Annotated in this window: 23 protein-coding genes and 1 riboswitch; of the genes, 3 read left to right on the plus strand and 20 right to left on the minus strand. The window is 36.2% G+C overall.

From position 1 onward, the window contains the following. Positions 1–149: 149 nt before the first annotated feature. From AC6HVZ_RS13375 to AC6HVZ_RS13385, 3 genes are all read right to left on the minus strand, one after another. On the minus strand, positions 150–326 hold the full coding sequence (locus AC6HVZ_RS13375) for a hypothetical protein (protein ID WP_497558671.1): 177 nt from the start codon (positions 324–326) through the stop codon (positions 150–152). 78 nt (positions 327–404) lie between these two features. Then, the gene (locus tag AC6HVZ_RS13380; protein WP_497558672.1) at positions 405–1511 is read right to left on the minus strand and encodes an Rpn family recombination-promoting nuclease/putative transposase; all 1107 of its coding nucleotides are present in this window, start codon (positions 1509–1511) and stop codon (positions 405–407) included. A 172-nt stretch (positions 1512–1683) separates the two neighbouring features. Continuing rightward, positions 1684–2301 carry a class I SAM-dependent methyltransferase gene (locus AC6HVZ_RS13385; RefSeq protein WP_497558747.1) on the minus strand — a complete coding sequence of 206 codons (618 nt, stop codon included), beginning with the start codon at positions 2299–2301 and terminating at the stop codon, positions 1684–1686. A gap of 325 nt (positions 2302–2626) precedes the next feature. Here AC6HVZ_RS13385 and helD point away from each other — a divergent pair, with 325 nt between their 5' ends. Next, the gene (gene helD / locus AC6HVZ_RS13390) at positions 2627–4918 is read left to right on the plus strand and encodes an RNA polymerase recycling motor HelD (protein WP_497558673.1); all 2292 of its coding nucleotides are present in this window, start codon (positions 2627–2629) and stop codon (positions 4916–4918) included. A 183-nt stretch (positions 4919–5101) separates the two neighbouring features. Here helD and AC6HVZ_RS13395 read toward each other — a convergent pair whose 3' ends face one another. Continuing rightward, positions 5102–6373, minus strand: a complete 1272-nt coding sequence (locus AC6HVZ_RS13395) for an MFS transporter (RefSeq protein WP_497558674.1) — start codon at positions 6371–6373, stop codon at positions 5102–5104. Between the two features lie 505 nt (positions 6374–6878). On the opposite strand from AC6HVZ_RS13395, the gene AC6HVZ_RS13400 reads away from it, so the two are divergent. Further along, positions 6879–8465, plus strand: a complete 1587-nt coding sequence (locus AC6HVZ_RS13400; protein ID WP_497558675.1) for a peptide chain release factor 3 — start codon at positions 6879–6881, stop codon at positions 8463–8465. Positions 8466–8877: 412 nt separating this feature from the next. On the opposite strand, the gene AC6HVZ_RS13405 is transcribed toward AC6HVZ_RS13400, so the two are convergent. The 14 genes from AC6HVZ_RS13405 to AC6HVZ_RS13470 form a co-directional block, all read right to left on the minus strand. Next, complete coding sequence (locus AC6HVZ_RS13405; protein WP_497558748.1) at positions 8878–8952, minus strand: universal stress protein; 75 nt, start codon at positions 8950–8952, stop codon at positions 8878–8880. Positions 8953–9153: 201 nt separating this feature from the next. Beyond that, positions 9154–10551 carry a Fe-S cluster assembly protein SufB gene (sufB, locus tag AC6HVZ_RS13410; protein WP_497558676.1) on the minus strand — a complete coding sequence of 466 codons (1398 nt, stop codon included), beginning with the start codon at positions 10549–10551 and terminating at the stop codon, positions 9154–9156. A gap of 65 nt (positions 10552–10616) precedes the next feature. Continuing rightward, entirely contained in the window at positions 10617–11051 is a 435-nt protein-coding gene (gene sufU, locus AC6HVZ_RS13415) for a Fe-S cluster assembly sulfur transfer protein SufU (protein ID WP_497558677.1), read from the minus strand. Beyond that, positions 11041–12261, minus strand: a complete 1221-nt coding sequence (locus AC6HVZ_RS13420) for a cysteine desulfurase (protein WP_497558678.1) — start codon at positions 12259–12261, stop codon at positions 11041–11043. The genes sufU and AC6HVZ_RS13420 overlap by 11 nt, the downstream gene beginning before the upstream one ends. Beyond that, the gene (gene sufD / locus AC6HVZ_RS13425) at positions 12261–13574 is read right to left on the minus strand and encodes a Fe-S cluster assembly protein SufD (protein ID WP_497558679.1); all 1314 of its coding nucleotides are present in this window, start codon (positions 13572–13574) and stop codon (positions 12261–12263) included. Before sufD ends, AC6HVZ_RS13420 begins: the two co-directional genes overlap by 1 nt. A gap of 17 nt (positions 13575–13591) precedes the next feature. Further along, entirely contained in the window at positions 13592–14374 is a 783-nt protein-coding gene (gene sufC / locus AC6HVZ_RS13430; protein WP_497558680.1) for a Fe-S cluster assembly ATPase SufC, read from the minus strand. A 428-nt stretch (positions 14375–14802) separates the two neighbouring features. Continuing rightward, positions 14803–14946, minus strand: coding sequence for a YuzK family famiily protein (locus AC6HVZ_RS13435; RefSeq protein WP_497558681.1), 144 nt, complete (start codon positions 14944–14946; stop codon positions 14803–14805). 240 nt (positions 14947–15186) lie between these two features. Further along, the gene (locus AC6HVZ_RS13440; protein WP_497558682.1) at positions 15187–16056 is read right to left on the minus strand and encodes a MetQ/NlpA family ABC transporter substrate-binding protein; all 870 of its coding nucleotides are present in this window, start codon (positions 16054–16056) and stop codon (positions 15187–15189) included. A gap of 202 nt (positions 16057–16258) precedes the next feature. Then, positions 16259–16927: a methionine ABC transporter permease gene (locus AC6HVZ_RS13445; RefSeq protein ID WP_497558749.1), complete on the minus strand. Its 669-nt coding sequence runs from the start codon at positions 16925–16927 to the stop codon at positions 16259–16261. After that, complete coding sequence (locus tag AC6HVZ_RS13450; protein WP_497558683.1) at positions 16917–17945, minus strand: methionine ABC transporter ATP-binding protein; 1029 nt, start codon at positions 17943–17945, stop codon at positions 16917–16919. Before AC6HVZ_RS13450 ends, AC6HVZ_RS13445 begins: the two co-directional genes overlap by 11 nt. Before the next feature lie 116 nt (positions 17946–18061). Further along, positions 18062–18174, minus strand: a riboswitch (SAM riboswitch). Positions 18175–18402: 228 nt separating this feature from the next. Then, on the minus strand, positions 18403–18723 hold the full coding sequence (locus AC6HVZ_RS13455; protein ID WP_497558684.1) for a thioredoxin family protein: 321 nt from the start codon (positions 18721–18723) through the stop codon (positions 18403–18405). A 12-nt stretch (positions 18724–18735) separates the two neighbouring features. Further along, positions 18736–19092: a toprim domain-containing protein gene (locus AC6HVZ_RS13460; protein WP_497558685.1), complete on the minus strand. Its 357-nt coding sequence runs from the start codon at positions 19090–19092 to the stop codon at positions 18736–18738. A gap of 291 nt (positions 19093–19383) precedes the next feature. Beyond that, positions 19384–19767 carry a glycine cleavage system protein GcvH gene (gcvH, locus tag AC6HVZ_RS13465; RefSeq protein WP_497558686.1) on the minus strand — a complete coding sequence of 128 codons (384 nt, stop codon included), beginning with the start codon at positions 19765–19767 and terminating at the stop codon, positions 19384–19386. 63 nt (positions 19768–19830) lie between these two features. Next, positions 19831–20187, minus strand: coding sequence for an arsenate reductase family protein (locus tag AC6HVZ_RS13470; RefSeq protein ID WP_497558687.1), 357 nt, complete (start codon positions 20185–20187; stop codon positions 19831–19833). A 317-nt stretch (positions 20188–20504) separates the two neighbouring features. Between AC6HVZ_RS13470 and AC6HVZ_RS13475 the strand changes: the two genes are divergently transcribed. Further along, positions 20505–21110 carry a Uma2 family endonuclease gene (locus AC6HVZ_RS13475; RefSeq protein ID WP_497558688.1) on the plus strand — a complete coding sequence of 202 codons (606 nt, stop codon included), beginning with the start codon at positions 20505–20507 and terminating at the stop codon, positions 21108–21110. A gap of 83 nt (positions 21111–21193) precedes the next feature. Here AC6HVZ_RS13475 and AC6HVZ_RS13480 read toward each other — a convergent pair whose 3' ends face one another. Together AC6HVZ_RS13480 and AC6HVZ_RS13485 are read right to left on the minus strand one after the other, a co-directional pair. After that, complete coding sequence (locus AC6HVZ_RS13480; RefSeq protein WP_497558689.1) at positions 21194–22978, minus strand: acyl-CoA dehydrogenase FadE; 1785 nt, start codon at positions 22976–22978, stop codon at positions 21194–21196. A gap of 198 nt (positions 22979–23176) precedes the next feature. Next, positions 23177–24352 carry an acetyl-CoA C-acetyltransferase gene (locus AC6HVZ_RS13485; RefSeq protein ID WP_497558690.1) on the minus strand — a complete coding sequence of 392 codons (1176 nt, stop codon included), beginning with the start codon at positions 24350–24352 and terminating at the stop codon, positions 23177–23179. Positions 24353–24354: the final 2 nt, after the last annotated feature.

The raw sequence follows: 24354 nt of genomic DNA on the forward strand, positions 1-24354 counted from the left end.
AAAATAAAATTAGCCTTGTCCTTAACACCTTGGGACACTTGCACTTTGAGACATCGCAATTAGCTCTTAGAAAATATATTTAGTGTAGTAGGGATTGTTATAATATATATTTGTTGAACAAGTCCTTGTCATCAGCATTATCAATAATATCAAGTCCAAAGGCCCGCAGCCATGATGACAGAAAAGGCATATTCATAAGATACACCAAAATTAGCGATCCCATCAATTTCTTCTTTATCAATAAAGTCAGGTACATGATTCAAATAATTGCTTAGAAACGCAAATATTATGTAATTATCTTCTAATATTGCTTTATTGGATTCCATATTTTCTCCTCAAAACTAACGCCAGTCCCTATTACTGTTGAATGGGGACTGGCAGTTGATACTAATACTTGATACGATTTAATTTTTCATATTCTCATTAATCTCCAGAAGCTCTTCTTTTGTCAAGCCTGTGATTTCAGCAACAAAGTCAATTTCAACGCCTTTTGTTAAAAGTCTTCGGGCAATTGTTTCTTTTTCTTTTTCTCTTCCCTTAATTTCTCCTTCTTTTCTGCCTTCTTTTCTGCCTTCTTTTCTGCCTTTCCGAATAGCTTCCATTGCTTGAAGTTCAGCCTCTCGCTGGGCAGCCTCTTCATCCATGATTAGTTTTGAACGTGCCTCATATGCCAAATATTGTTCGTGAGTCATGCTAAGTTCCTTCAAATTATGGAGTGCGTTTCGCATTGTCTCATCCTTCATAGCAATCCTCTCCAATTCAAGATAAATTTCTTCATAGTATTTCCCATTTCTCCTGTCAACCATTCCAAGCAACAATAGCCATCTGGCTAAAATATCATTCTGCGGATCCAGTTTATCTTCTTTCCAATCCATTATTAACTTGGACATTTCGATGAAGTGGAATTCCATCACATCGGTCAGCTTGAACTTCTCCTCATCTTCATAGAGGTGGTACATGGTATGAAAACGGTCTGTTTGTGGAAAAAGATCAAAATTAAGGATGTTAATGGCAATTACTGGTCGCAATTCTCTGTATGTCATATTTCTTTGAAAAGGGTCTCTGTATGCACCTGCCCAGTAATAGATGGAGCGTTTAATCATATCGTATTTATTAGTGAACTGAATTTCGATATTGATCCATTCATCCGCATCCGTTAACACTAATAGATCCAGTCTTGACTGTTTATCATCTTCATATTCGCCACCAGAATCCGTATTTTCAAAGGAGATATCCTTGATTCGATTTCGACCCGTCTTTTGCAAAATTGCATTCAAGAATACAACGGTTATCGCTTTATTCTTTTCATTGCCAAAAAACTGTTTGAAAGCATAATCAATTTTTAAATCCATTAACTTTTCTAACGGTACATTTTTCAGCAGTTTAAATCTCTTATCCTCTCTTTTCGACTGTTTGCGCTTATGCTTATTATAATCTGTGGGATCCTCTCTTACAACGTTAAATGCAGAATAAATTGCAGGTTTTTCTTTAACTAATTTGGCTGGAGTCATATCAGCACATCCTTTGTGATAAATGAAGAGTTTTCGAGGTGTATACCTAGGACTATCATACCAGATAATCCAAAAACAAACAAGTGTTCTCGCATTATTTTTTCAATATAATAGGGAATTAAATTGATGCAAAGGAACACAGAAATTCTTTCTAATTACTCATCATATCTATTCACTTTTGACAAATTACTATCCCGAGTGGATAATATTCATCAGTATCATAAGATGCTGGTACAATTAATGCGCCTTTTTGAAAATAAAAAGTAGTCGTTGAGTATTCCGGAAATAAATTTTGAAATTCATCCGTTGTTAATTGGTGAACATGAAAAGGCGACCCACAAGGTTTTCCCCTGCCTTTTCCAAAAGGTGTAGATAGGATTAATGTTCCTTCTGGTTTTAACAAATGATAAATATTGGATAGAAATTGTGTTTCTTCTTGCACATGTTCAATTGTTTCAAAACTAAGAATGGAATCAAATTGACCTAATTTATCAGGTAATTGTGCATCTGTTACATCTTCATTAAGGTACGTTGTAAGAGGATGATAGTATGTACGACGAGCATATTCCACCGCCTTTTGATCGATGTCCACGCCAATAACTTCATTTACCTTCTGCTTACATTTTTTTGCTATAATATGGCTTCCATAACCAACACCACTAGCAAAGTCAAGAACACGTCCATGTACATAGTGGGAAGCGAAGTGATATCTTGCAATATGCTCTAGTAACAACTCATTCGTGATTTTCATTTTTTCGGGTATAACTCTTTCTCCAGTATCTGTTAGCATCTGTTTCACCGCTTAATTAAAATTGTCGTACAAAGTTAGTATAACTAATTATATTCATTATGTGAAGATTTTACTCGATTATAGTATATTATAATAGTTATGGTTGGATTTTATAATCCATGGAGAAATTTATATATAGGAGTATCTTTCATGGAAGGCTTTTTTGATGGGTTGTCTAAAAATGATTAGGAAAAATATAAACACCTATATAAAGAAGATAGAGAAACAAAGGATTTGGATAAAATGAAAAACACTTCCCACATTTAATTATTCATAGGGAAAAAAGGGTACTGGAACTGTCGAAAAAAAGAAAGGAGAATAATGATTGAATTCTGTACAACACCATTACGACTATCAAAATGAAAAGGACCGGTTAGAATTTACAAAGAATCATATCCAGTCTATTTTAGAAGTTGCTGAGTCAGCACAAGGCAATTATCGTGATAATATTAAAGATGCTTTTGTAAATTTAGATTATCTGGATAGTAGTTTAAGCTATATAAACATTCTAACAAATGCACGTCTTTTAGATATGATTCAAGGTGATATTACAAACGTAGCGAAAATAAAAGACAAACCCTACTTTGGCAGAGTAGATTTTATCCGCGAAGGTTCTACAAACACTGATAAATATTACATTGGAAAGGTTTCCCTTTATCGTAAGGATAATCAGGAACCAATTATTGTCGATTGGAGATCTCCAATCGCTAACATTTATTATGAAGGAAGATTAGGCGAAGTTTCCTATCATGCTGAGGATGGTGAACAAAAAGGAAAATTAGAACTAAAACGCCAATACATCATTGAAGAAGGCGATCTACAAGAAATAAGGGACATTGATATCACTACACGAGACGAGCTCTTACAAAAATCACTCTCTGAGAAAGCAGATAAGCGTCTAAACGATATCGTCGCCACCATTCAAGAGGAACAAAATAAAGTCATTCGTGCTGAACTGCAAAAACCAATGATTGTACAAGGTGTAGCTGGAAGTGGAAAAACGACGATAGCATTACATAGATTATCGTACTTCATCTATACGTTTGCCGATAAAGTGTCACCTGATCAAATGATGATTCTAGCACCGAATAAGATGTTTATTAATTTTATTGCTGAGGCTTTACCAGAATTAGGTGTGGAAAAAATCAAGCAAACAACATTCACCGATTATGTAAGTGCATGTTTAGGGAAAAAGTTAAAATTGACTGACTCAAACGAAAAGCTGAAACGATTAATTGATCCTGCAACCAAGAATAAGGATAACATTATGTGGGTTTCTGAGTTTAAAGGATCACTGCTTTTTGAAACAATCTTAAAACGGTATCTAAAGGATATTCGAAATAATTATGTACCAGAACAGGATGTATTCATTGGAAAATACCGTTTATATAGCAAGAAAAAATTAAAAACCTTATTCATCAAAGATTATCGCTACCTACCTTTTATCAAAAGAAAAGAAAAAATCAACGACCTGTTAAAAGCAAACTTTCACAATAGAAAAAAGAAAATCGTTGAGGCAATTGAGAATAATTTTGAAGAAAAGTATGATCGCATTCTCTCCCATTATAAAGAACCTGAAGAACGAAGACAGAAAATGGTAACACTTATCGATAATAAAGAAAAAAGTGTAGCAGAGATCAAAAGTCATACAAAACGTATTATTACAGATTATATGAAGCATTTCCCAAATAAAAAAACAATCGATTATTACAAGGAATTAATATCAAATCCAAATTTACTGAAGAAGTATGCAGAAACAGATCTAACGAGCGAACAAATAGACCTAATCACTTCTAACACTGAAACGTTACTAAATAAAAATTTGCTTGAAATAGAAGATTTAGCACCATTGCTTTTTCTGCAAACATACCTATTTGGTATTCCAGCTGATTTAAAGATGAAAAATATTGTAATAGATGAGGGACAAGATTATAGTCTTTTTCAAATCAGGGCCTTACGAAAGGCTGCTGGTACTAATTTGCTTACTATTTTGGGAGACTTATCCCAAGGAATCCATTCCTTTCGTGGAACTAATAATTGGGATACTATCATTAAACACGCTCTTCCAAAAGCAAACTATTTGACACTCCAAAAGAGCTATAGAACAACCATTGAGATTATGGATTTAGCAAACAAATTATTGAAGAAACTTAAAAATAACCCACCAGCAGCTGAACCAGTTGTTAGACACGGTGATACACCTACATTATCTATCGTGAATTCAAAACAAGATACGATTGATGAGCTACTAAGATTAATAAGTGAATTAAACTATTCTTCCATTGCTATCATTGGAAAAACTGAAGTTGAGTGTCAGTGGATTAACAAGGAATTAAGGAAATATCCAGAAATGAATGTTCAGCTTCTCCAAGAGAATGATAATTTAGATAGTAACATTATAATTGTACCAGCTTATTTATCAAAAGGACTTGAGTTTGATTCTGTTATAGTAGTTTCATTTGATGAGATCTTTGAAAAAAGTGAATTGGATATAAAGTTATTATATGTAGCTATAACCAGAGCAATGCACAGTTTAAATCTAATCGGAAAACACCCTTCTGTCTTTCATTTAGATAGTGAGACTGCAATGCTCGTTGATTTTTTAGAACGTGTTTAATCGATAATATGTATATTCCTTAATAAAAATGAGCTGTCTCTATGAATAAAGAAGTAGCTCATTTTTTATTCAATCGGCATAGCTGAATAAATCACCGTAAAATGAAGAGCTAAAAAAACAGGAAAAAATCTACTAAATATAAAGAACCCAAAGGTATTTTTTGAATTACCCATGGGTTCTTTTTTATATAGACAACTGAGCTTTATCAGGTTTTTTTGCAATTAATGCACAGAATATTCCGATGATCGGAAAAATCAATGTAACTAATAGTACAGGTGTATAGTTTTGAAAAATATCAAATCCTACCCCAAAAGGTAGTGGTCCAAAAGCTGACCCTAGTACTCCCATAGTTGTACCCACCCCATTTATGCTTCCAATATATTTCCGTCCAAAATAATTGGGCCAAATAACGTTAAGCCCAATTCGTTCAAAACCATTTGCTACTCCCCATAATGCTCCAAACAGAATAGCCATTATAAAATTGGTCGTTACCAATAAAATTAACAATAAAATGATTTCAATCACGAAAATTGCTAATAATAAATAATTGGTTTTTACTTTTTCAGTTATATAACCAGAAACAAAAGACATCGGAATTCCAACAACAGCCATCAAGCTTAATACCATTGCTGCCATCTCTGGTGAGAGATTATTTGTTCCGAAAATAGAGGTAATATGAAATATAATCCCTGTATTGATCGCTGCGGGAATTCCAACACAAATTAAAATCGCCCAGAATGCTTTTGTATTCATTGCCTCTTTCAACGTCCAGTCTTGTTCAGATTCTTTAATCGGAGTTCCCATAATCGGCTTTACCGTCTTACGCTTTCCTTCCATAAATCCATCTGGTTCCAGTCCCATTTCTTCTGGTTTGTTTCGCACACCAAAAAGAGCAAACGGTACAAAAACTACTAATAACAGAACGCCCCAGAATCTCCACGCAAACTGCCAATCCCATGTATCAATTAACCATGTATTAACAATAGGAAAAACCATCGCACTAGCAAAACTGCCTAATGTCATAATACTAAATGCAAAGCCTCTTCTCTTAATGAACCACTGCGCTATTAATGTATTTGGAATAAGTGACATACTTCCCTGTCCTAATAAACGGATCAAAAAGAAACCAATGGCAAACATCCACATGCTAGATACAATACTATTAAAAAAACACGCTATAGCGAAAACGGAACCAACTGTAACCATCATCGCTCGCTGACCAAACCTGTCTATAAACCGCCCAATAAATATCATGGTCAATCCTGCTACTAAAGTAGCTACAGAATATAATCCTGACACTTCAGAGCGAGACCAACCAAAATCTCTTATGTACTCATCAATAAATGCTGAATTAGAGTATGTTTGCCCAGGTCCAGAAAAGAAGACCCCTAACCCCGCAATAAAAACGATAAACCAGCCGTAATAAAACTTCTGAAAAAATTTAAATCTAACCAAAAAAACGCACCCACCTAGTTGAAATTTATTTAAGTATTTAGCAACATAAATATTGGGAAAATAGTATGAGGAGTTCTCATCAAAATTAATGGAGTCAAATAAACTTACATGAAGAATATACCACTATTTATAATTTAAGCAAAGAAACTAACTTGTGAATTCGGGATATACGATTCAGATTTTTAATATTAAATGCCATTATTTAAACTAGAATAAACGCCAAAATTATTTCCACTGTATAAATATATCTAGTTTAATTATGTTATAATTAATGTAAAATGGATAAGGAATAGTTGTAATGATAATTATGGAGTATATCTTTCAGTTTATGATGAATTTTCGTTACACTACTTCGAGATCGACGACATCGATTAGAACGGAAAAGAAAAATCACAGATGGCGTCCCAGCACTAAAAAATGAAGGAGAATTATTCCAATGTAATATATAAAGTCCCTCCTAACGAGACAAAAAAAGGAACTATATACAAAAAGAAAGGGATTATTTATGAGTTTTCAAAATGAAATTAAAAAACGAAGAACGTTTGCAATCATATCACACCCCGATGCTGGTAAAACGACACTAACAGAAAGATTACTGTTGTTCGGAAATCTAATTCGTTCAGCCGGCACAGTAAAAGGTAAAAAATCCGGTAAATTTGCTACATCTGACTGGATGGAGATAGAAAAACAACGTGGCATCTCCGTTACATCAAGTGTGATGAATTTTCCATACAATGGGTACCATGTAAATATTTTAGATACTCCGGGACATGAAGACTTTAGCGAGGATACGTACCGGACATTAACAGCGGTAGATAGTGTTGTCATGATCATCGATGGGACTAAAGGGATTGAGGCACAAACGATTAAATTATTTAAAGTTTGCCGCATGCGAGGTATTCCAATTTTTACGTTTATCAATAAATTAGACCGTGAAGGAAAAGAACCTCTCGAATTATTAGAAGAAATTGAAGAAGTTTTAGATATAGAGACATATCCAATGAATTGGCCAGCAGGTATGGGCAAGCGATTCCTTGGAATTTTTAACCGGCATGAAAGACAATTTATTCAATACAACGGAAATGAGGACGAATCTTATATTCGATATGAGGATTTGGAAAAGCCTGAACATAAAGAGTTAGTGTCCAATGCAACTTTTCAAGCAGCTAAAGATGAACTTTTCTTAGTAGAAGAAGCCGGAGATCAGTTTTCACTTGAGGCAATTTTATCTGGTCAACAAACGCCCGTATTTTTTGGAAGTGCTCTAGCACCTTTTGGGGTACAAACATTTTTTGATTCGTTTATTTCCATGGCACCAGAACCTGCTCCAAGAAAGTCAACAGAAGGTGCGATTCACCCAGATAATCCAGACTTTTCCGGGTTTATTTTTAAAATACAAGCTAACATGAATCCATTTCATCGTGATAGAGTAGCATTTTTACGCATATGCTCAGGTACGTTCAAGCGAGGGATGAATGTAAAGTTAGCAAGGACAAATAAGATTATTAATCTTTCTCAATCGCAGCAATTCGTTGCTTCATCGAGAGATACTATTGAAGAAGGTTATGCCGGGGATATTATTGGAATTTATGATCCAAATATCTATCGCATTGGGGACACATTACTTGAAGGAAAAAGGCATTTTGAATATGACGAGTTACCACAATTCCCTCCAGAACTATTTAAAAAGGTAACAGCAAAAAACGTTATGAAATCGAAACAGTTCAAAAAAGGAATTGACCAACTTGTACAAGAAGGTGCGATTCAGCTATATAAAGGATATCAAACTGATGCCAATATATTAGGAGCAGTAGGTGAACTTCAATATGAAGTATTTAAGTATAGAATGTTAAATGAATACAATATAGAAGTAATGTTGGAATCTATTGGGGAAAGAATTCCTCGGTGGTTGAAAACAGACCAAATAGATAAGAAACTCTTTGATGACCGAAATTTACTCGTTAAGGATAGGGAAGGAAATTATTTAGTTTTATTTAAGAATGATTTTGCTTTGCGATGGTTTCAAGATAAAAATCCTACTGTTGGATTAATTGATTTGTTTGATGTGAACAGCTACGAGCAAGGTTATTAGTTTTAACTGTTTCTTTTTTCAAGAAGAAAGAAGGAATACTCTAATAAGCACCACACTGTATAGGATAGAACAAAGGCGCAAGGCGCGCTCGTTTAGCGACGTACGGACTGGACTGAGCCGCAGGAGATAAAGGAAGCTCAGGCGACCGGAGGAAGCCGATATTGACTTTCACCACAAGGGTATAAGTGCGACTAAGCCTCTGGTTCCCAATCGGCAAGTCTTTTTTATCGTACGGAGGTGAAGGAAGTCTGCTATGACTTTAGCGCTGGAGACGGACGTGGCTGACTCTTTTTTTAGTTATCCACAACCCACAAATTTTATAATTTCCTAGACGAGAACATAAAAAGAAAAGCCTTGCATTCGATCATACCGAACGCAAGGTTTTTCTTTTTTTATCACCAATAGCTTTTATCTATTTCACCATAAGAACTGGACAATCTACATGTATTACAACTTTATGACTTACACTGCCTAGAATAAATGACATACGTAAAGGCACTTCCAATTTGATTCTCTCACGTATAGCGTGGAACTTAATCTGGAGTTAAAATTAACGTGAAATAGAAAGCAAAAGGAAATGAAAATAATGGTAAAGTTTCACTATATAGGTACAAGTTAGGCACACAAGCTGTTGTACCAAAAAAAATCCCCCGCCACAAACACTATTGCGACAAGGGTTTTGAAAATTTTATCCAATCGAACCTTCCATCTCATGCTTAATCAAACGATTCATCTCTACAGCATATTCCATTGGAAGCTCTTTTGTAAATGGTTCAATAAAGCCCATTACAATCATATCTGTAGCATCTTGTTCTGAAAGTCCTCTACTCATTAAATAAAATAGCTGTTCCTCAGAAACTTTAGATACTTTTGCTTCGTGTTCCAATGAAATATTATCATTATATATTTCATTATATGGAATCGTATCCGATGTTGATTCACTATCCATGATTAGCGTATCACATTCAATATTTGAACGGGCATTATCAGCTTTACGTCCGAAGTGAACAATTCCGCGGTACGATACTTTACCACCCTGTTTGGAGATTGACTTCGAAACGATAGATGAAGATGTATTTGGTGCTAAATGATGCATTTTAGCTCCAGCATCCTGATGTTGTCCTTTTCCAGCTAATGCAATAGACAGTGTCATCCCGCGTGCACCTTCACCTCTTAATAAAACAGATGGATATTTCATTGTAAGCTTAGAGCCCATGTTACCATCAATCCATTCCATTGTACCATTGGCATTAACTGTGGCACGTTTTGTTACCAGGTTATATACATTATTAGCCCAGTTTTGAATTGTTGTGTAGCGGCAATAGGCATCCTTTTTAACAAAAATCTCTACTACAGCACTGTGCAGGGAATTTGTTGTAAATACAGGAGCTGTACAGCCTTCTACGTAATGTACAGAAGCTCCTTCATCAACAATAATTAGTGTTCTTTCAAATTGCCCCATGTTTTCCGAGTTAATTCGGAAATATGCTTGTAGCGGGGATGTTGTTTGTACCCCTTTTGGTACATAGATGAATGATCCACCTGACCAAACTGCAGTATTTAGGGCAGAAAATTTATTATCTGATGCAGGAATTACTTTACCAAAGTATTCTTTGAAAAGCTCTTCATGTTCCTTAAGTGCTGAATCGGTATCTTTAAAGATAATACCTTGCTCTTCTAATTCTTTTTCCAAGCTTTGGTAAACTACCTCCGATTCATACTGTGCAGATACACCAGCTAAATATTTTTGTTCAGCTTCTGGGATCCCCAATTTATCAAACGTCTCTTTAATTTCTGCAGGAACTTCATCCCATGTTCTACCTTGCTTTTCAGAAGGTTTCACATAATATACGATCTCATCAAAATCCAATTCAGATAGATCCCCACCCCATTGCGGCATTGGCTTGCTATAAAAAACATCCAATGCTTTTAAGCGTTGATTTAGCATCCACTCCGGTTCTTCTTTCATGCGTGAAATTTCCTCAACAACTTTCTTTGTTAAGCCTCTTTCCGTTCTGAAAACCGAAACATCTTTATCATGGAACCCATATTGATACCCTTCCATTTCAGGTATATTTTTCGCCATTATTCATACCTCCTAATAGATATTCGTACAGTGTCGTCACTCAGTACTCAGGATTATCTGGCTATTTATTCTTCTTGAACACCTTTTTCCATCGCTTTCCATGCAAGAGTTGCACATTTAATACGTGCTGGAAATTTAGATACCCCTTGCAATGCTTCAATGTCTTCCAGATCAAATGCTTCCATGTCAACTTCTTTACCAATCATCATATCCGAGAATAATTGTGACATGTTTAATGCTTCGTCAAGTTTTTTCCCTTTAATTGCCTGGGTCATCATCGATGCTGAGGATAGACTGATGGAACAGCCCTCTCCATTGAACTTCACTTCTTTAACCATGTCATTTTCCACTTTTAACTGTAATTGTATTCGATCCCCACATGTTGGGTTGTTCATATCAACAGTTAATGTATCTCCATCAAGAACCCCTTTATTACGCGGGTTTTTATAATGATCCATTATCACTTGTCGGTATAGTGTATCTAGGTTATTAAAAGACATCACCAAAATACTCCTTTGTTTTCAAAAGTCCTTCAACCAAACGATCAATATCATCTTCCGTGTTGTATAAATAAAAACTTGCACGGGCTGTAGCAGTAACCTCTAACCATTTCATTAATGGCTGTGCACAATGATGTCCAGCTCTAACCGCAATACCATTAGCATCAAGGGCTGTAGCAGTGTCATGTGGATGAACATCATCCAGGTTAAATGTAACCAATGCCGCACGTTCTTCAGGTCCAAATAGCTTTATGCCATCAATCGTCCTTAATTGCTTTAAAGCATAGACTGCTAATTTTTTTTCATGTGCAGTAATTTCATCCATGCCAACTTCATTTAAGAAATCAATTGCTGCCCCCAACCCGATTGCTCCAGCGATTATTGGCGTTCCTGCTTCAAATTTCCATGGCAGTTCTTTCCAAGTTGAATCATATAAATTTACGAAATCAATCATTTCTCCACCAAATTCAACCGGTTCCATTTCCTCCAACAATTTCCTTTTACCATATAAAACCCCTATTCCAGTTGGAGCACACATTTTATGCCCTGAAAATGCATAGAAGTCACAGTTCAGATCAACAACATCAATCTTTAAATGCGGAGCACCTTGTGCACCATCAACAACAATAACGGCACCATTTTCATGGGCGATTTTTGCTATTTCCTTTACAGGGTTTATCGTTCCAAGCACATTGGATACATGCGTAATCGCAACTACCTTTGTATTGCCAGTAATTGTTTTTTGTGCATCCTCCAGTGTGATTGTGCCGTCTTGCTGTAGTGGTATATATTTTAACGTTGCACCGGTGGCTTTAGCTGCCTGCTGCCAAGGGATAATATTACTGTGATGCTCCATTGGCGTAATCACAATTTCATCCCCAGCCTGCATATTAGCACGTGCATAGCTATAGGCTACCGTATTGATCGCTGTTGTCGTTCCACGTGTAAAGATCACTTCAGCTGCGCTATCAGCATGGATGAAACGCCGAACCTTTTCCCGTGAACCTTCATATTTTTCGGTTGCTCTTGTGCCTAGTGTATGCACTCCACGATGTACGTTGGAATTATTCTGTCGGTAGTAGGTATCAACAGCTTCAATTACAGATCTAGGCTTTTGTGAAGTTGCTGATGAATCTAAATATACTAAAGGGTAGCCATTGACTTCCTGATCTAATATTGGAAACTGCTGCCGGATGGCATTGACATCCATTAGTATACCTTCCTTTCAATAACTTGAGTTAATTGTTCTTTAACAGAAGTAATTGGCAGCTGGTTTACAACTGGGGCAAGGAAACCATGGATAATTAAACGCTCTGCTTCGTGCTGTGAAATACCTCGACTCATTAAATAATACAATTGAAGTGGGTCAACACGTCCTACTGATGCAGCATGTCCTGCTGTTACGTCATCTTCATCAATTAGAAGGATTGGGTTCGCATCTCCACGTGCCTTTTCACTTAGCATCAGTACGCGAGACTCTTGCTCTGCATTTGATTTGGACGCACCATGTTCAATTTTCCCAATTCCATTGAATATGGATGAAGCACTATCCTTCATTACACCATGCTGCAAAATATGACCTGCTGAATTTTTACCAAAATGCACGATTTTTGCAGTAAAGTTTTGCGTTTGTTTCCCCCGACCTACTGATACTGTTTTTGCATTTGATACTGAATTATCACCAACTAAATGTGTAATATTTTCAGAAACCGTATTGCCATCATTCATTTGACCTAAAGCCCAATCAATTGTTGCATCACGATATGCTACACCTCTACGGTTATTGTATACGGTTGTTCCTGCAGCGAAGTTATCTACTGCACCAAAGGAAATCTGAGCATTATTTTGTGCAATCACTTCTGTTACAATATTTGCAACCGTTACCTGATCCACGTTATTTGAAATATAATTCTCCACATAAGTTAATGAACTATTCTCATCTGCTACAACCAATACGTGGTTAAATAGTGCAGCTTCTGGATCTTCCTGCCAGAATATTACTTGTAATGGAACCTCTACTTGAATATTTTTTGGAACATATACAAAAATCCCACCATTCATTAAAGCCGCATGAAGTGCTGTTAAACGATGCTCATCTACTGATACCGCATCTTTCATATAATATCTTTTCACTAAATCTTCATGCTCTTTTAGTGCAGTGAAAATATCTGTGAAAATAACCCCTTTTTCTTTAAGGTCATTACTTAGTGCTGCATATGCAACAGAATGATTACGTTGAATAAGTAAGTTTTCAGGTACATTTTCTTTATCAAGAAAATCTTCAATTTCACTTGGTACTTCATTTATTGATGAAACAGAAACAGTCTCGCCCTTGGCAACATGCTGGAATCGACTGAAATTCCATTTACCTATTTTTGTTTTATCAGGCTTAGGCAATTCAAGTACCTCAGCTTGTTCTAAAGCTTGAAGGCGTAAGTCCTGCATCCATTCTGGTTCATTTTTATCATGTGAAAATTGCGTTATATAATCCTTATCGTATGGAAGCTTTGTTTCAACAGCCATATTACCCCTCCTAACTTTTACGCTTGACCTACAGTTTCGTCTTCAATACCTAATTCTTCTTTAATCCATTCATAGCCTTCAGCTTCTAAGCGCTGTGCTAATTCTGGACCACCTGTTTTCACAACACGTCCTTGCATCATAACGTGTACAAAATCAGGTGTAATATAGTTTAATAAACGTTGATAGTGCGTAATTATTAAGCAACCGAAGTTTTCATTACGTAATTTATTAATTCCTTTAGAAACAACTTTTAATGCATCAATATCTAACCCGGAATCAATTTCATCCAAAATTGCGATTTCTGGTTTCAAAAGCATTAATTGCAGAATTTCATTACGTTTCTTCTCTCCACCCGAGAATCCTTCATTTAAGTAACGTTGTGCCATGTTTTTATCAATTTCAAGGTAATCCATGACGGAATCCATTTCTTTAATAAACTTCATCAATGGGATTTCATCGCCTTCTTTACGTCGTGCATTTATCGAAGAACGCAAGAAATCAGATGTCGTTACCCCACTGACTTCACTAGGGTACTGCATTCCAAGAAACAGACCTGCACGTGCACGTTCGTCAACTTCCATTTCAAGCACATCTTCACCATCTAAATGAATGCTGCCTTCTGTAATTTCAAATTTAGGATGTCCCATGATGGCTGATGCAAGTGTTGATTTACCAGTCCCATTTGGTCCCATTACCGCATGAAACTCTCCACCCTTTATTGTAAGGTCTACACCTTTTAATATCTCTTCGTCTTCAATGGAAACATGAAGATTCTTAATTTCTAGTACTGATCCTGCCATTTCGATACCTCCAAATACTAATTTATATTATGTCAAATGAATGAAACATTCATTCTCAATCTATTCTCATTACAATCTTAAAGCATTTCGAATTTAATATCAACTTTTTTAGGTTGCTTATCCGCTGTATAGAATATTATGTAATTTAGTATAAAATAACTGTGTTTCTTCTATATTATATATGGTTTACATAATTTAAGGTAAAAGTGGATTTTTTCATTAAATTGGTTTCTAAAAGTTGGAACTAGGGTTTATCATCCATGGGAACAGAATCAGTGTTTTTACTACAAAAAAATGCGCTATGAATCCATTTCAACAATTTAAAAGCAACATAACTAAAAAATGTGATATTTCATTAAAGCCGTGCATCTATAACCATCATAAAAATACTGATGCCCCTTAATCGAGCATCAGTACCAGTGTTATATTTATCCTCTTTGAATGTGACTATCAATTTCAGCAATTAAATGTTTACATTGTTCATATTCTTGTTGTCGCTTCTTTTCAACAGCAAGCCGTTTATCTAGTTTTCTTTCATACTCCGCATAACAAATCTTATGCGTTTGTTGCATTCCCTTCTCCATCTCTGGAGTGTAATTCATCGTTATTCCACTATTGATAGTGAATCATCCTTTCAATTTGAATACAAGTATAAGATTAACATAAGGACAATTCCCAACACAAAGTGGCTATAAACGTTTAATCGTGAATTAATCCGGATGTGGATGACTGAAATTGATATAGCTCTATTCGTTCATTAACATTTAGCTTATTGCTGACATATACTAATAAATGCTCCATTTTTGCAAAAATTAATTACTTCCACCAACCGGAACAATCGCACCTTCATAATTTTCAATAATGAAATCCTGAATTTCATCAGATTGAAGAACATCTACTAATGTATTCAATGCTTCATTATCTTTATCTTCCGCCCGAACAGCAACAATGTTTACATACTCGGAATCTTCACCTTCGATAAATAACGCATCTTCCAAAGGATTCAACTCAGCACCAATAGCAAAGTTTGTATTGATGACAACAAGTGTATTCTCTTCTGAATGATATAATTCCGGTAAAATTTCCGGAGTATAATCTGGTGAAAATATCAGATTTTTTGGATTTTCAACAATATCATCAATGGTAGCTTCTGATTTCTCTACACTTTCATCCAATGTAATTAATCCCTCTGATTCAAATAATGCCAAGATACGCCCATGATCTGGTATTGAATTACTTAAAATCACTTCTGTTCCTTTCTCGATATCATCAACACTTTCAATTCCTTTAGAATATACTCCCATTGGTTCTACATGAACGCCACCGATATTTTCCAATTCATATCCTGTATCGCCAATTGTTTGTTTTAAAAATGGAATGTGTTGGAAGTAGTTGGCATCCAAATCACCGCTTGCCAAGTCATCATTTGGAAAAACATAATCCTGATATTCTTCAATCGTTAATGTAATACCTTCTTCTTCTAATAGTGGTTTAGCTTCTTCCAAAATTTCCGAATGGGGAACACTGGATGCTCCAACAATAAGTTCCACATTTTCTTCGGTATCTGTATTACTATCCCCTGAAGTGTTCTCATTGGAAGTATCTTCCTCAGAACCTCCTCCACCACATGCTGCCAAAACTAAAACGAATAATACGGATAAAAAGACTAAAAACTTCTTCATGATGTATTCTCTCCTTCTATTTTCTAATTATATTTTAGAAAACTTGGCTTATCGCCAAGCCTTCATGGCGAAATCCTTAGTTCAACGAAAATGTTTTCGTCTGTGACCAGAATTTGCTTCGAAGTATTACTTATGCACTTATACTGATTTCCTAAAAAAGTTATACTTCCTATCAGTGTAAAATTAACTTTCTACTAATTTCCTATCTTTTATCCAACTTATTCGTGATAAAATCCCCAATAAATTGAAAAATAAATACAATAATAACAATGACAATTGTACATATCAGCAGTACATCCCAGTCACGTCGTTGAAAACCGAAGTAATATGCATAGTTTCCAAGACCGCCCGCACCTATTATACCTGCCATGGCTGTATAACCTATTAAAGCAATGGCTGTAACTGTTAAACCAGAAACAAGGGCTGGCATCGATTCCGGCAGTAAAACACGGAATATAATTGTCCTTGTTTTTGCCCCCATTGACTTCGCCGCTTCCACAACACCTTTGTCCACTTCTTTTAAAGCAATTTCAACAAGTCGACCATAAAAGGGTGCAGAACCAATTATCAATGCTGGCAGTGCTGCATTTGGGCCTCGAATTGTTCCAATTAAAAAATCAGTAAACGGAAATAATAATAAAATTAAAATAATAAACGGAATAGCACGGAAAATGTTTACAACTGCCGCTACAATCAAGTTAATATATTTATTTTGCCAAATACCATTCTTCATCGTTAAATATAAAAGCAGTCCGAGCAGTATCCCAAAAACACATGTACCAATTAAAGCTAGTATCGTCATATAAAACGTTTCATATGTAGCTTCTATTAAATCCTGTGAATCTATACTTGCAAATAAATCAGGTAGCATCACGGATAACCTCCACTTCTACTGAGGTCTCATCATGGATAGACTTCACTGCTTTTTCAATCTCCTCATAATTTCCTGTTAACTGTACATACAATGTTCCATATGCTCCTCGTTGCGTTTGAGTGATTTTCCCTTGTAGTATATTAATATCAATCGCAAATCTTTTTGCTAGTTGACTAATTAGTGCCTGGTTGGTCATTTCACCAACAAAATGAAGTTGAACAATTTTACCTTCTTCGTACGTATCAATCAATTGTGCCACACTATCATCTTCATTTGTTCCCATAATTTGTTCCACGAATTTTTTTGTCACCTGCTTTTTGGGACGTAAAAATACATCCAGCACATCCCCTTGCTCGACTATCTTCCCTTCTTCCATAACCGCAACCTGATTACATATTTTACGAATAACATGCATTTCATGGGTAATCAGGATAATCGTAAGTCCCAATTTCTGATTGATATCCACGAGCAAATCAAGGATGGAATTAGTTGTTTCCGGATCCAATGCGGACGTTGCTTCATCACAAAGTAGTAATTTGGGATTATTTGCCAGAGATCTAGCAATACCCACCCTTTGCTTCTGTCCGCCACTCAACTGGGATGGATACGCATTTTCTCTACCAGATAACCCAACTAATTCAATTAATTCATGGACACGCTTAACTCGTTCACCCTTAGATATACCTGCTATTTCCAAAGGGAATGCTATATTTTCCTTTACTGTTCGTGACCAAAGTAAATTAAAATGCTGAAAAATCATCCCAATCTCCTGTCTTGCCATACGAAGCTGTTTGGAATTTAATGCTGTGATTTCTTGATCATCGATAATAATACGCCCACCTGTAGGCTCTTCCAATCGATTCAACAAACGAACGAACGTACTCTTACCTGCACCACTATAGCCAATAACACCAAATATTTCACCATCTTTTATATCAAGTGTCATACCATCAACCGCTGTAATGTCATTCTTATTTGCTTTAAAAATTTTACTTAAACCCTCGATCGAAATCATTGGCTATTTCCTCCTTACACGGATCCCGCAATTTTCAGTATACCCAAAAACCATCAAAAAACGCCTTTCTGTAAGAGAACAGAAAGACGTAAGTTAAACTTTAAAATCTTCACGTTCCCTCATCTGTCAAAGTAAACACTTTGCAGGAATTGGCACCTTTCAAATAATAATTCATTTGAAGGTTGCCGCAGTTTCTTAGGGCCAGTCCCTCCACCGCTCAAGATAAGAGATAAATAATATTTATAAAGTGAAACTACATTCAGTGGGGGTTTCCCTTCCTCCCCCACTGAATGTTAGTCGAACAGAATCAGAAATTTTACAGGCTGTTTATCCCCCGCCTTCACATTTAGAATTTCTCACGGTTGGAGATGGGAGTATTACAGCCCGTTAATGCGTGATAAAAATTTCATATGCTAAATACTAGCATGCTCCATTTATCATGTCAATCAAAATAGATTTATCCTTCATGTTTAACAAATAACTCCGGTTTATATTCCATTAAATAGGTGTAAATATTCGATATGGATTTAAATGCATAAACCTTTTCCTTTATGTCATTCCCATTCTTTATCAAAAGACAGGGAACACTTTCTATTTGCTGCTCCTGCATAAATTCAGGATGTAATGATGCATTCATTTCATAAAAAATATTCTCATTGTGTACCGATTCAATTTTAGTCAGCATTGCTCTCGCTAAATGGCAGGTACCACAAAATGGGGTATAAATATAAAGTAAATAATTCTCATTATCTATTTGTTCTTCTGTAATCTGCTGCAAAAAAATACCACCCTAAACTAAGAAAATTGGATTAACGGAAATACGCTTACTCAATAAGGCAGTCGCAAGAATATTTTCAGGGGTTGTAGCAACCTCGCGATAATCACTGCTGATATGAATATGCTCAGCATGTGGCAGCTCCCGAGCCAGCTGCTTTCGAAGCTTCATTCCTGATGTATCCTCATCAACTAAAATAATGACATCTCTGTAATCCAAATCGTAATCTTCCAAAAGATCATCAAAACGTTCAATACCAAGTGTACCGTTTGTACATAGAATCGTAACATCATCTGTAATTAACTTTTCAATTTGCCTTTTATCTGTCAAGCCCTCAACAATAATAACTATTTCGGATTCATCTGTTATCATCACATAGCACTCCCTAGGAAATCAAGCAAGATGATTGAATTACTTTAGTATATGATGTAAACAAGGCTGACTATACAATCTTTCCTAAAATTGTATGTCAGCCCGAATTGTTGTTTCATTTCATAGGATGTTCAAAAAGTTCGGTAAAAATGACATATCGAAATGTTCATCTTTCTTCGTTGGCTTGCTTTTCCGCTCCTCACGTAATAATTGCATACGTTCCGATGCTCAAAGCTACGCCGCCTCGAACTTCTCGGTCCTTTTTACCCTCCTTTTGAACACGCTCTTTAATTAATCTTCTTTAATGAACTCTTCATATTGCTCAGCTGATAACAATTCATCCAGTTCTGATTCATTCGCTGGCTCAACAACGATCATCCAAGCATTTTCAAATGGTGATTCGTTAACAAATTCGGGGCTGTCCTCTAATTCTTCATTCACTTCGACAACCTTCCCGCTGATAGGTGCATATAATTCAGAAACAGTTTTCACGGATTCTACACTTCCAAAAGTTTCGTCTGCTTCGATTTCATCCCCCACTTCAGGAAGCTCTACAAATACAATATCCCCTAGCTCTGATTGGGCAAAATCAGTAATACCAATTCTTACTTTGTCGCCTTCTTTTTTTATCCATTCATGTTCCTTAGAATATACTAAATCCTTTGGTAAGCTCATATATATCCCTCCATATATTATTTCAATCTAATCATACAAGTTAAATAAATATTTTACTAGTGTTTATAACCAATTTTCATGATAATTTTCTTCTTTAAAACCAACCGTCACTTTTTGACCGTCTGTAACAATTGGCCGTTTAATCAGCATGCCATCCGAAGCAAGAATTCTCGCCATTTCTTCCGTGTTCGCCTCTTTAATTTTATCTTTTATATTCAATTCACGGTATTTTTTCCCATTTGTGTTGAAAAACTTTTTAGCAGGCAGATCACTTTTCGCAATCAGACTTTTCAATTCTTCCTGTGACGGTGGATTTTCTACAATATGTATGCTTTCATAATCAATATTATTTTCTTCTAACCATTTTTTAGCTTTTTTACAAGTACCACAGTTGGGATACCAATAAAAAGTTAGCGTCATGTTCAAAACCTCCGAATCTCTCTGTAATTCAATTCCATTATAACAAATTTTATGTTCCTAGCAATGGATAGCCTTTTAATCCATCACCATATACGATTGACCAAGAACACTAACATCTTCTTTGGTACAATTTGATTTTCATGCCTTGTTTATGATGGTTGGTAAATTAATATTATTTTGATCATACCTCTACAAATTAATATTACAACAAGTAGTTTGAATAATCAATAAATTATATAATTTATTTCAGTATAAAATCGATTGGTATCATATAATATGCTATAATTAAAGTAATAAAATATATGGAGGTTCAGGATATGGTTGCTAATGATGACAAAAATAAATCTAAAATCAATGGTACTATAATAAAGGAAACCGGGCTCACATACGATGATTATGCAGCAATTGATGATAATAACCGTTATGAATTGGCTAGCGGGCAATTAGAGCTGATGAGCCCAGCACCATCAGTTACCCATCAGATTGTAAGTTCTGAAATACTAGAGCATTTCAAAAGAGGTTGCAAATCTGATTATATTATTATGTCTGCGCCTGTCGATCTTATTTTGTCTTCCACTGAAGTACGACAACCTGATATGGTACTTGTTCATCGGAACCGCTTGAATATTTTGAGAGAACGTGGTATTGAAGGTGCGCCAGATCTTGTTTTAGAGATCCTATCCCCTTCATCATTAAAACAAGATAAAATTGATAAATTAAATTCCTATGCATTTTATAAAATTCCTGAATATTGGATAGTAGAACCATCCAGTGGTATTTTGGAACAATACATATTACAAGAAAATCGTTATGAAATTATAAATATATTTCAGGAAGATGAAAAAGTATTTTCCCAAAACATTCCCTGTATTTCATTTTCTATGAAAGATATCATGGAAAATATCCCTGATATTAGCGAGTGAAAATCCCTTGAGAGGAATATGCATGCCCGCTTTTACTAGCAAGAAAGCCAACCTCTATTAAGCTTATAAAGGTTGGCTTTTTTTTATACTAAATACTTCTCTTCCTCAATAATTTTCACAGCAATTTTGCGTTTCTTTGCAATGACATTTGTTGGTGTATGGCGTGTTAATTTACGTAATGATGAGAGCATCATTCGTAATGTATCCCCTTCCTCTACTGCAATCAACGTTTCTTTTGCGTCAGCTTCAATGCGATTGAATGCTTCCTGTACATAGGTTTGCGTATAAAGGAGCTTTTGTTTGTTCTTTTCTTCACCGGTTTTGTTAATTGCTTTTTCTGTGCGAAGAATAGCTGATTCCATATTGTATACCTCTGCCGTCATATCCGCAAGATTCACTAAAATTTCCTGCTCCTTTTCCAGCTTTTGCATGTATTTTTGTGCTGCCAGTCCTGCACCAAGCAATACCATTTTTTTCGCATTTTTTACTAAATACTTTTCTTGAGCTAATGTTTCGTCAGCAACTTCCTCAGGCATCATCATCATTAATTCTTCTTGTAGGCTTTGTGCTTTCTGTAGTAATGGCAATTCGCCCTTCATCGCTTTTTTCAGTAATGTTCCTGGTACAAGCAGGCGGTTGATTTCATTTGTTCCTTCAAAAATACGATTTATACGCGAGTCACGATAAATGCGTTCCACCTCATATTCCTGCATGAAACCATACCCACCATGCATCTGCAGAGCTTCATCTGCTGCATAATCGAGTAATTCTGTACACATATATTTACTCATTGAACATTCAATTTGATATTCGGCAATTGCCCGTGCTATTTCACGACCGTCTTTTAACTCTTCATCCGTTAAAGCACCCATACGCTGCTCAAATAATCCTACGGTGCGATATACAGCACTTTCATTTGCATAAATTTCAGATGCAATTGTTGCTAGTTTTTCCTGTGTTAATGAAAAACTGGATATTGGTGTGTTGAACTGTTTACGCTCATTCACATATTTCGCAGCTAGTTCAAGTGCTCGTTTGGAACCACCCACACCACCTATTGCTAGCTTATATCGTCCCACATTAAGAATGTTAAAGGCAATAATGTGACCGCGCCCTTTTTCACCTAATAGATTTTCTACAGGAACTTCTGCATCCTCTAAAACTAGTGTACGGGTAGAAGAACTTTTTATCCCCATTTTCTTTTCTTCCGTACCTGTTGAAACTCCAGGAAATTCTCGTTCAACGATAAATGCAGAGAAGTGTTCTCCATCGATCTTTGCATAGACAATAAATACATCTGCAAATGCGGAGTTAGTAATCCATTGTTTTTCCCCATTTAAAATATAATGTGTTCCTGCTTCATTTAATTTAGCTGTAGCTTTTGCACCAAGTGCATCTGAACCTGAGCTTGGTTCAGTTAATGCATAGGCTGCCAATAATTCACCTGTAGCCAGTTTTGGTAAATACTTTTCCTTTTGCTTATCATTACCAAAAAACACAATTGGAAGTGAACCTATACCTACATGTGCTCCATGCGTTACGGAGAAACCACCAGCACGTGAAAATTTTTCCGTAATTAAGGAAGAACTGATTTTATCTAATGCAAGACCACCATATTCTTCTGGTATATCTGCACCAAGTAAACCTAACTCCCCAGCTTTTTTCAGGAGTTCTACAGAGTATTCAAATTCATGATTTTCCAGATTATCAACCTTTGGTAGTACCTCCCCAACAACAAAATCCTCTGTTGTTTTGGCAATCATTTTATGCTCATCTGTGAAATCCTCAGGAGTAATAACATCTTCCCCTGTTAAATCTTCAATTAAAAATGCGCCACCTTTAAAAATCTTATCTTTTATTTCACTCATTTTGATCGTCCCTTTCGCAAGTTTATTTGCATTTTATTAATAACGAACTAGTCTATTGGAAGTTTATTTGTGAACTTCAATATTTAAGTTGTGAACTTCTAAGCCTGTTCATGTGAACTTCCGTCAGTTTCTTGTGAACTTCAGCGTATTCACTGTGAACTTCAGCATTTACCCGCTACTCTAGCTTTCCTTACTAAATTACATAAGTTCAAATACTCCAGCAGCACCCATACCGCCACCAATACACATCGTTACCACACCAAATTGTACGCTGCGGCGTTTCATTTCATGCATCAGGCTTAATGTTAATTTGGTACCCGTCATACCGAGTGGATGTCCAAGTGCGATTGCGCCTCCATTTACATTCACGATGCTTGTATCCAGATCTAATGCTTGTATCACACGAACGGACTGTGAAGCAAATGCTTCGTTTAATTCAAACAATCCGATGTCAGATAATTCTAATCCAGCTATTTTCAATGCTTTTGGGATGGCTTCGACAGGTCCTACCCCCATTATTTCCGGCTCTACCCCTGCAACCGCAAAGGAGCGGAATTTAACAAGTGGAGTCAACCCCTGTTCTACAGCCTTATCACGATCCATTAGAAGGACGGAAGCAGCTCCGTCACTCATCTGGGATGAATTTCCTGCAGTTACTGATCCGTTTACATTGAATGCGGGGCGAAGTTTTGCCAATACTTCCGCAGTAGTCCCAGCACGTACACCTTCATCCATCTCAAACATAAATTTCTTTTCATCAATCTTGTTTTTTTTCCCAATTACACGTTCGGTCACTTCTACCGGAACAATCTCATCATTAAATTTCCCTGCTTGAATGGCTTTCGCTGCACGTTCATGACTTTGTACAGCAAATGCGTCCTGATCTGCACGTGAAATATTGAAGCGATTTGCAACTTCTTCAGCCGTGTGACCCATACCCATGTAGTAGCCTGGCGCATCCTGAACGAGCTTTGTATTCGGTTTAATCACGTGGCCGCCCATCGGAATCAGACTCATAGACTCTGCTCCGCCTGCGATTATTGCCTCACTTGCTCCAATCATGATCCGTTCAGCTCCATAAGCAATACTCTGCAGGCCTGATGAACAATAGCGGTTAATCGTAATTCCCGGGACATCATGTTTTAATCCTGCAAGTCCGGCAATATTTCTTGCCATATTCATTCCTTGTTCTGCCTCAGGCATGGCGCACCCGATAATAACATCATCAATATTCCCCTCATAATTTCCTGCGCGTTTTAACGTTTCTTTAATCGTTAGTGCGGCTAAATCATCAGGTCTTGTATTTGCTAGAGTCCCTTTATTTGCTCTGCCTACAGGGGTTCTTGCACCTGCAACAATTACTGCTTCCTTCACAT

The sequence above is a fragment of the Oceanobacillus sp. NCCP-135 genome (assembly GCF_059698015.1).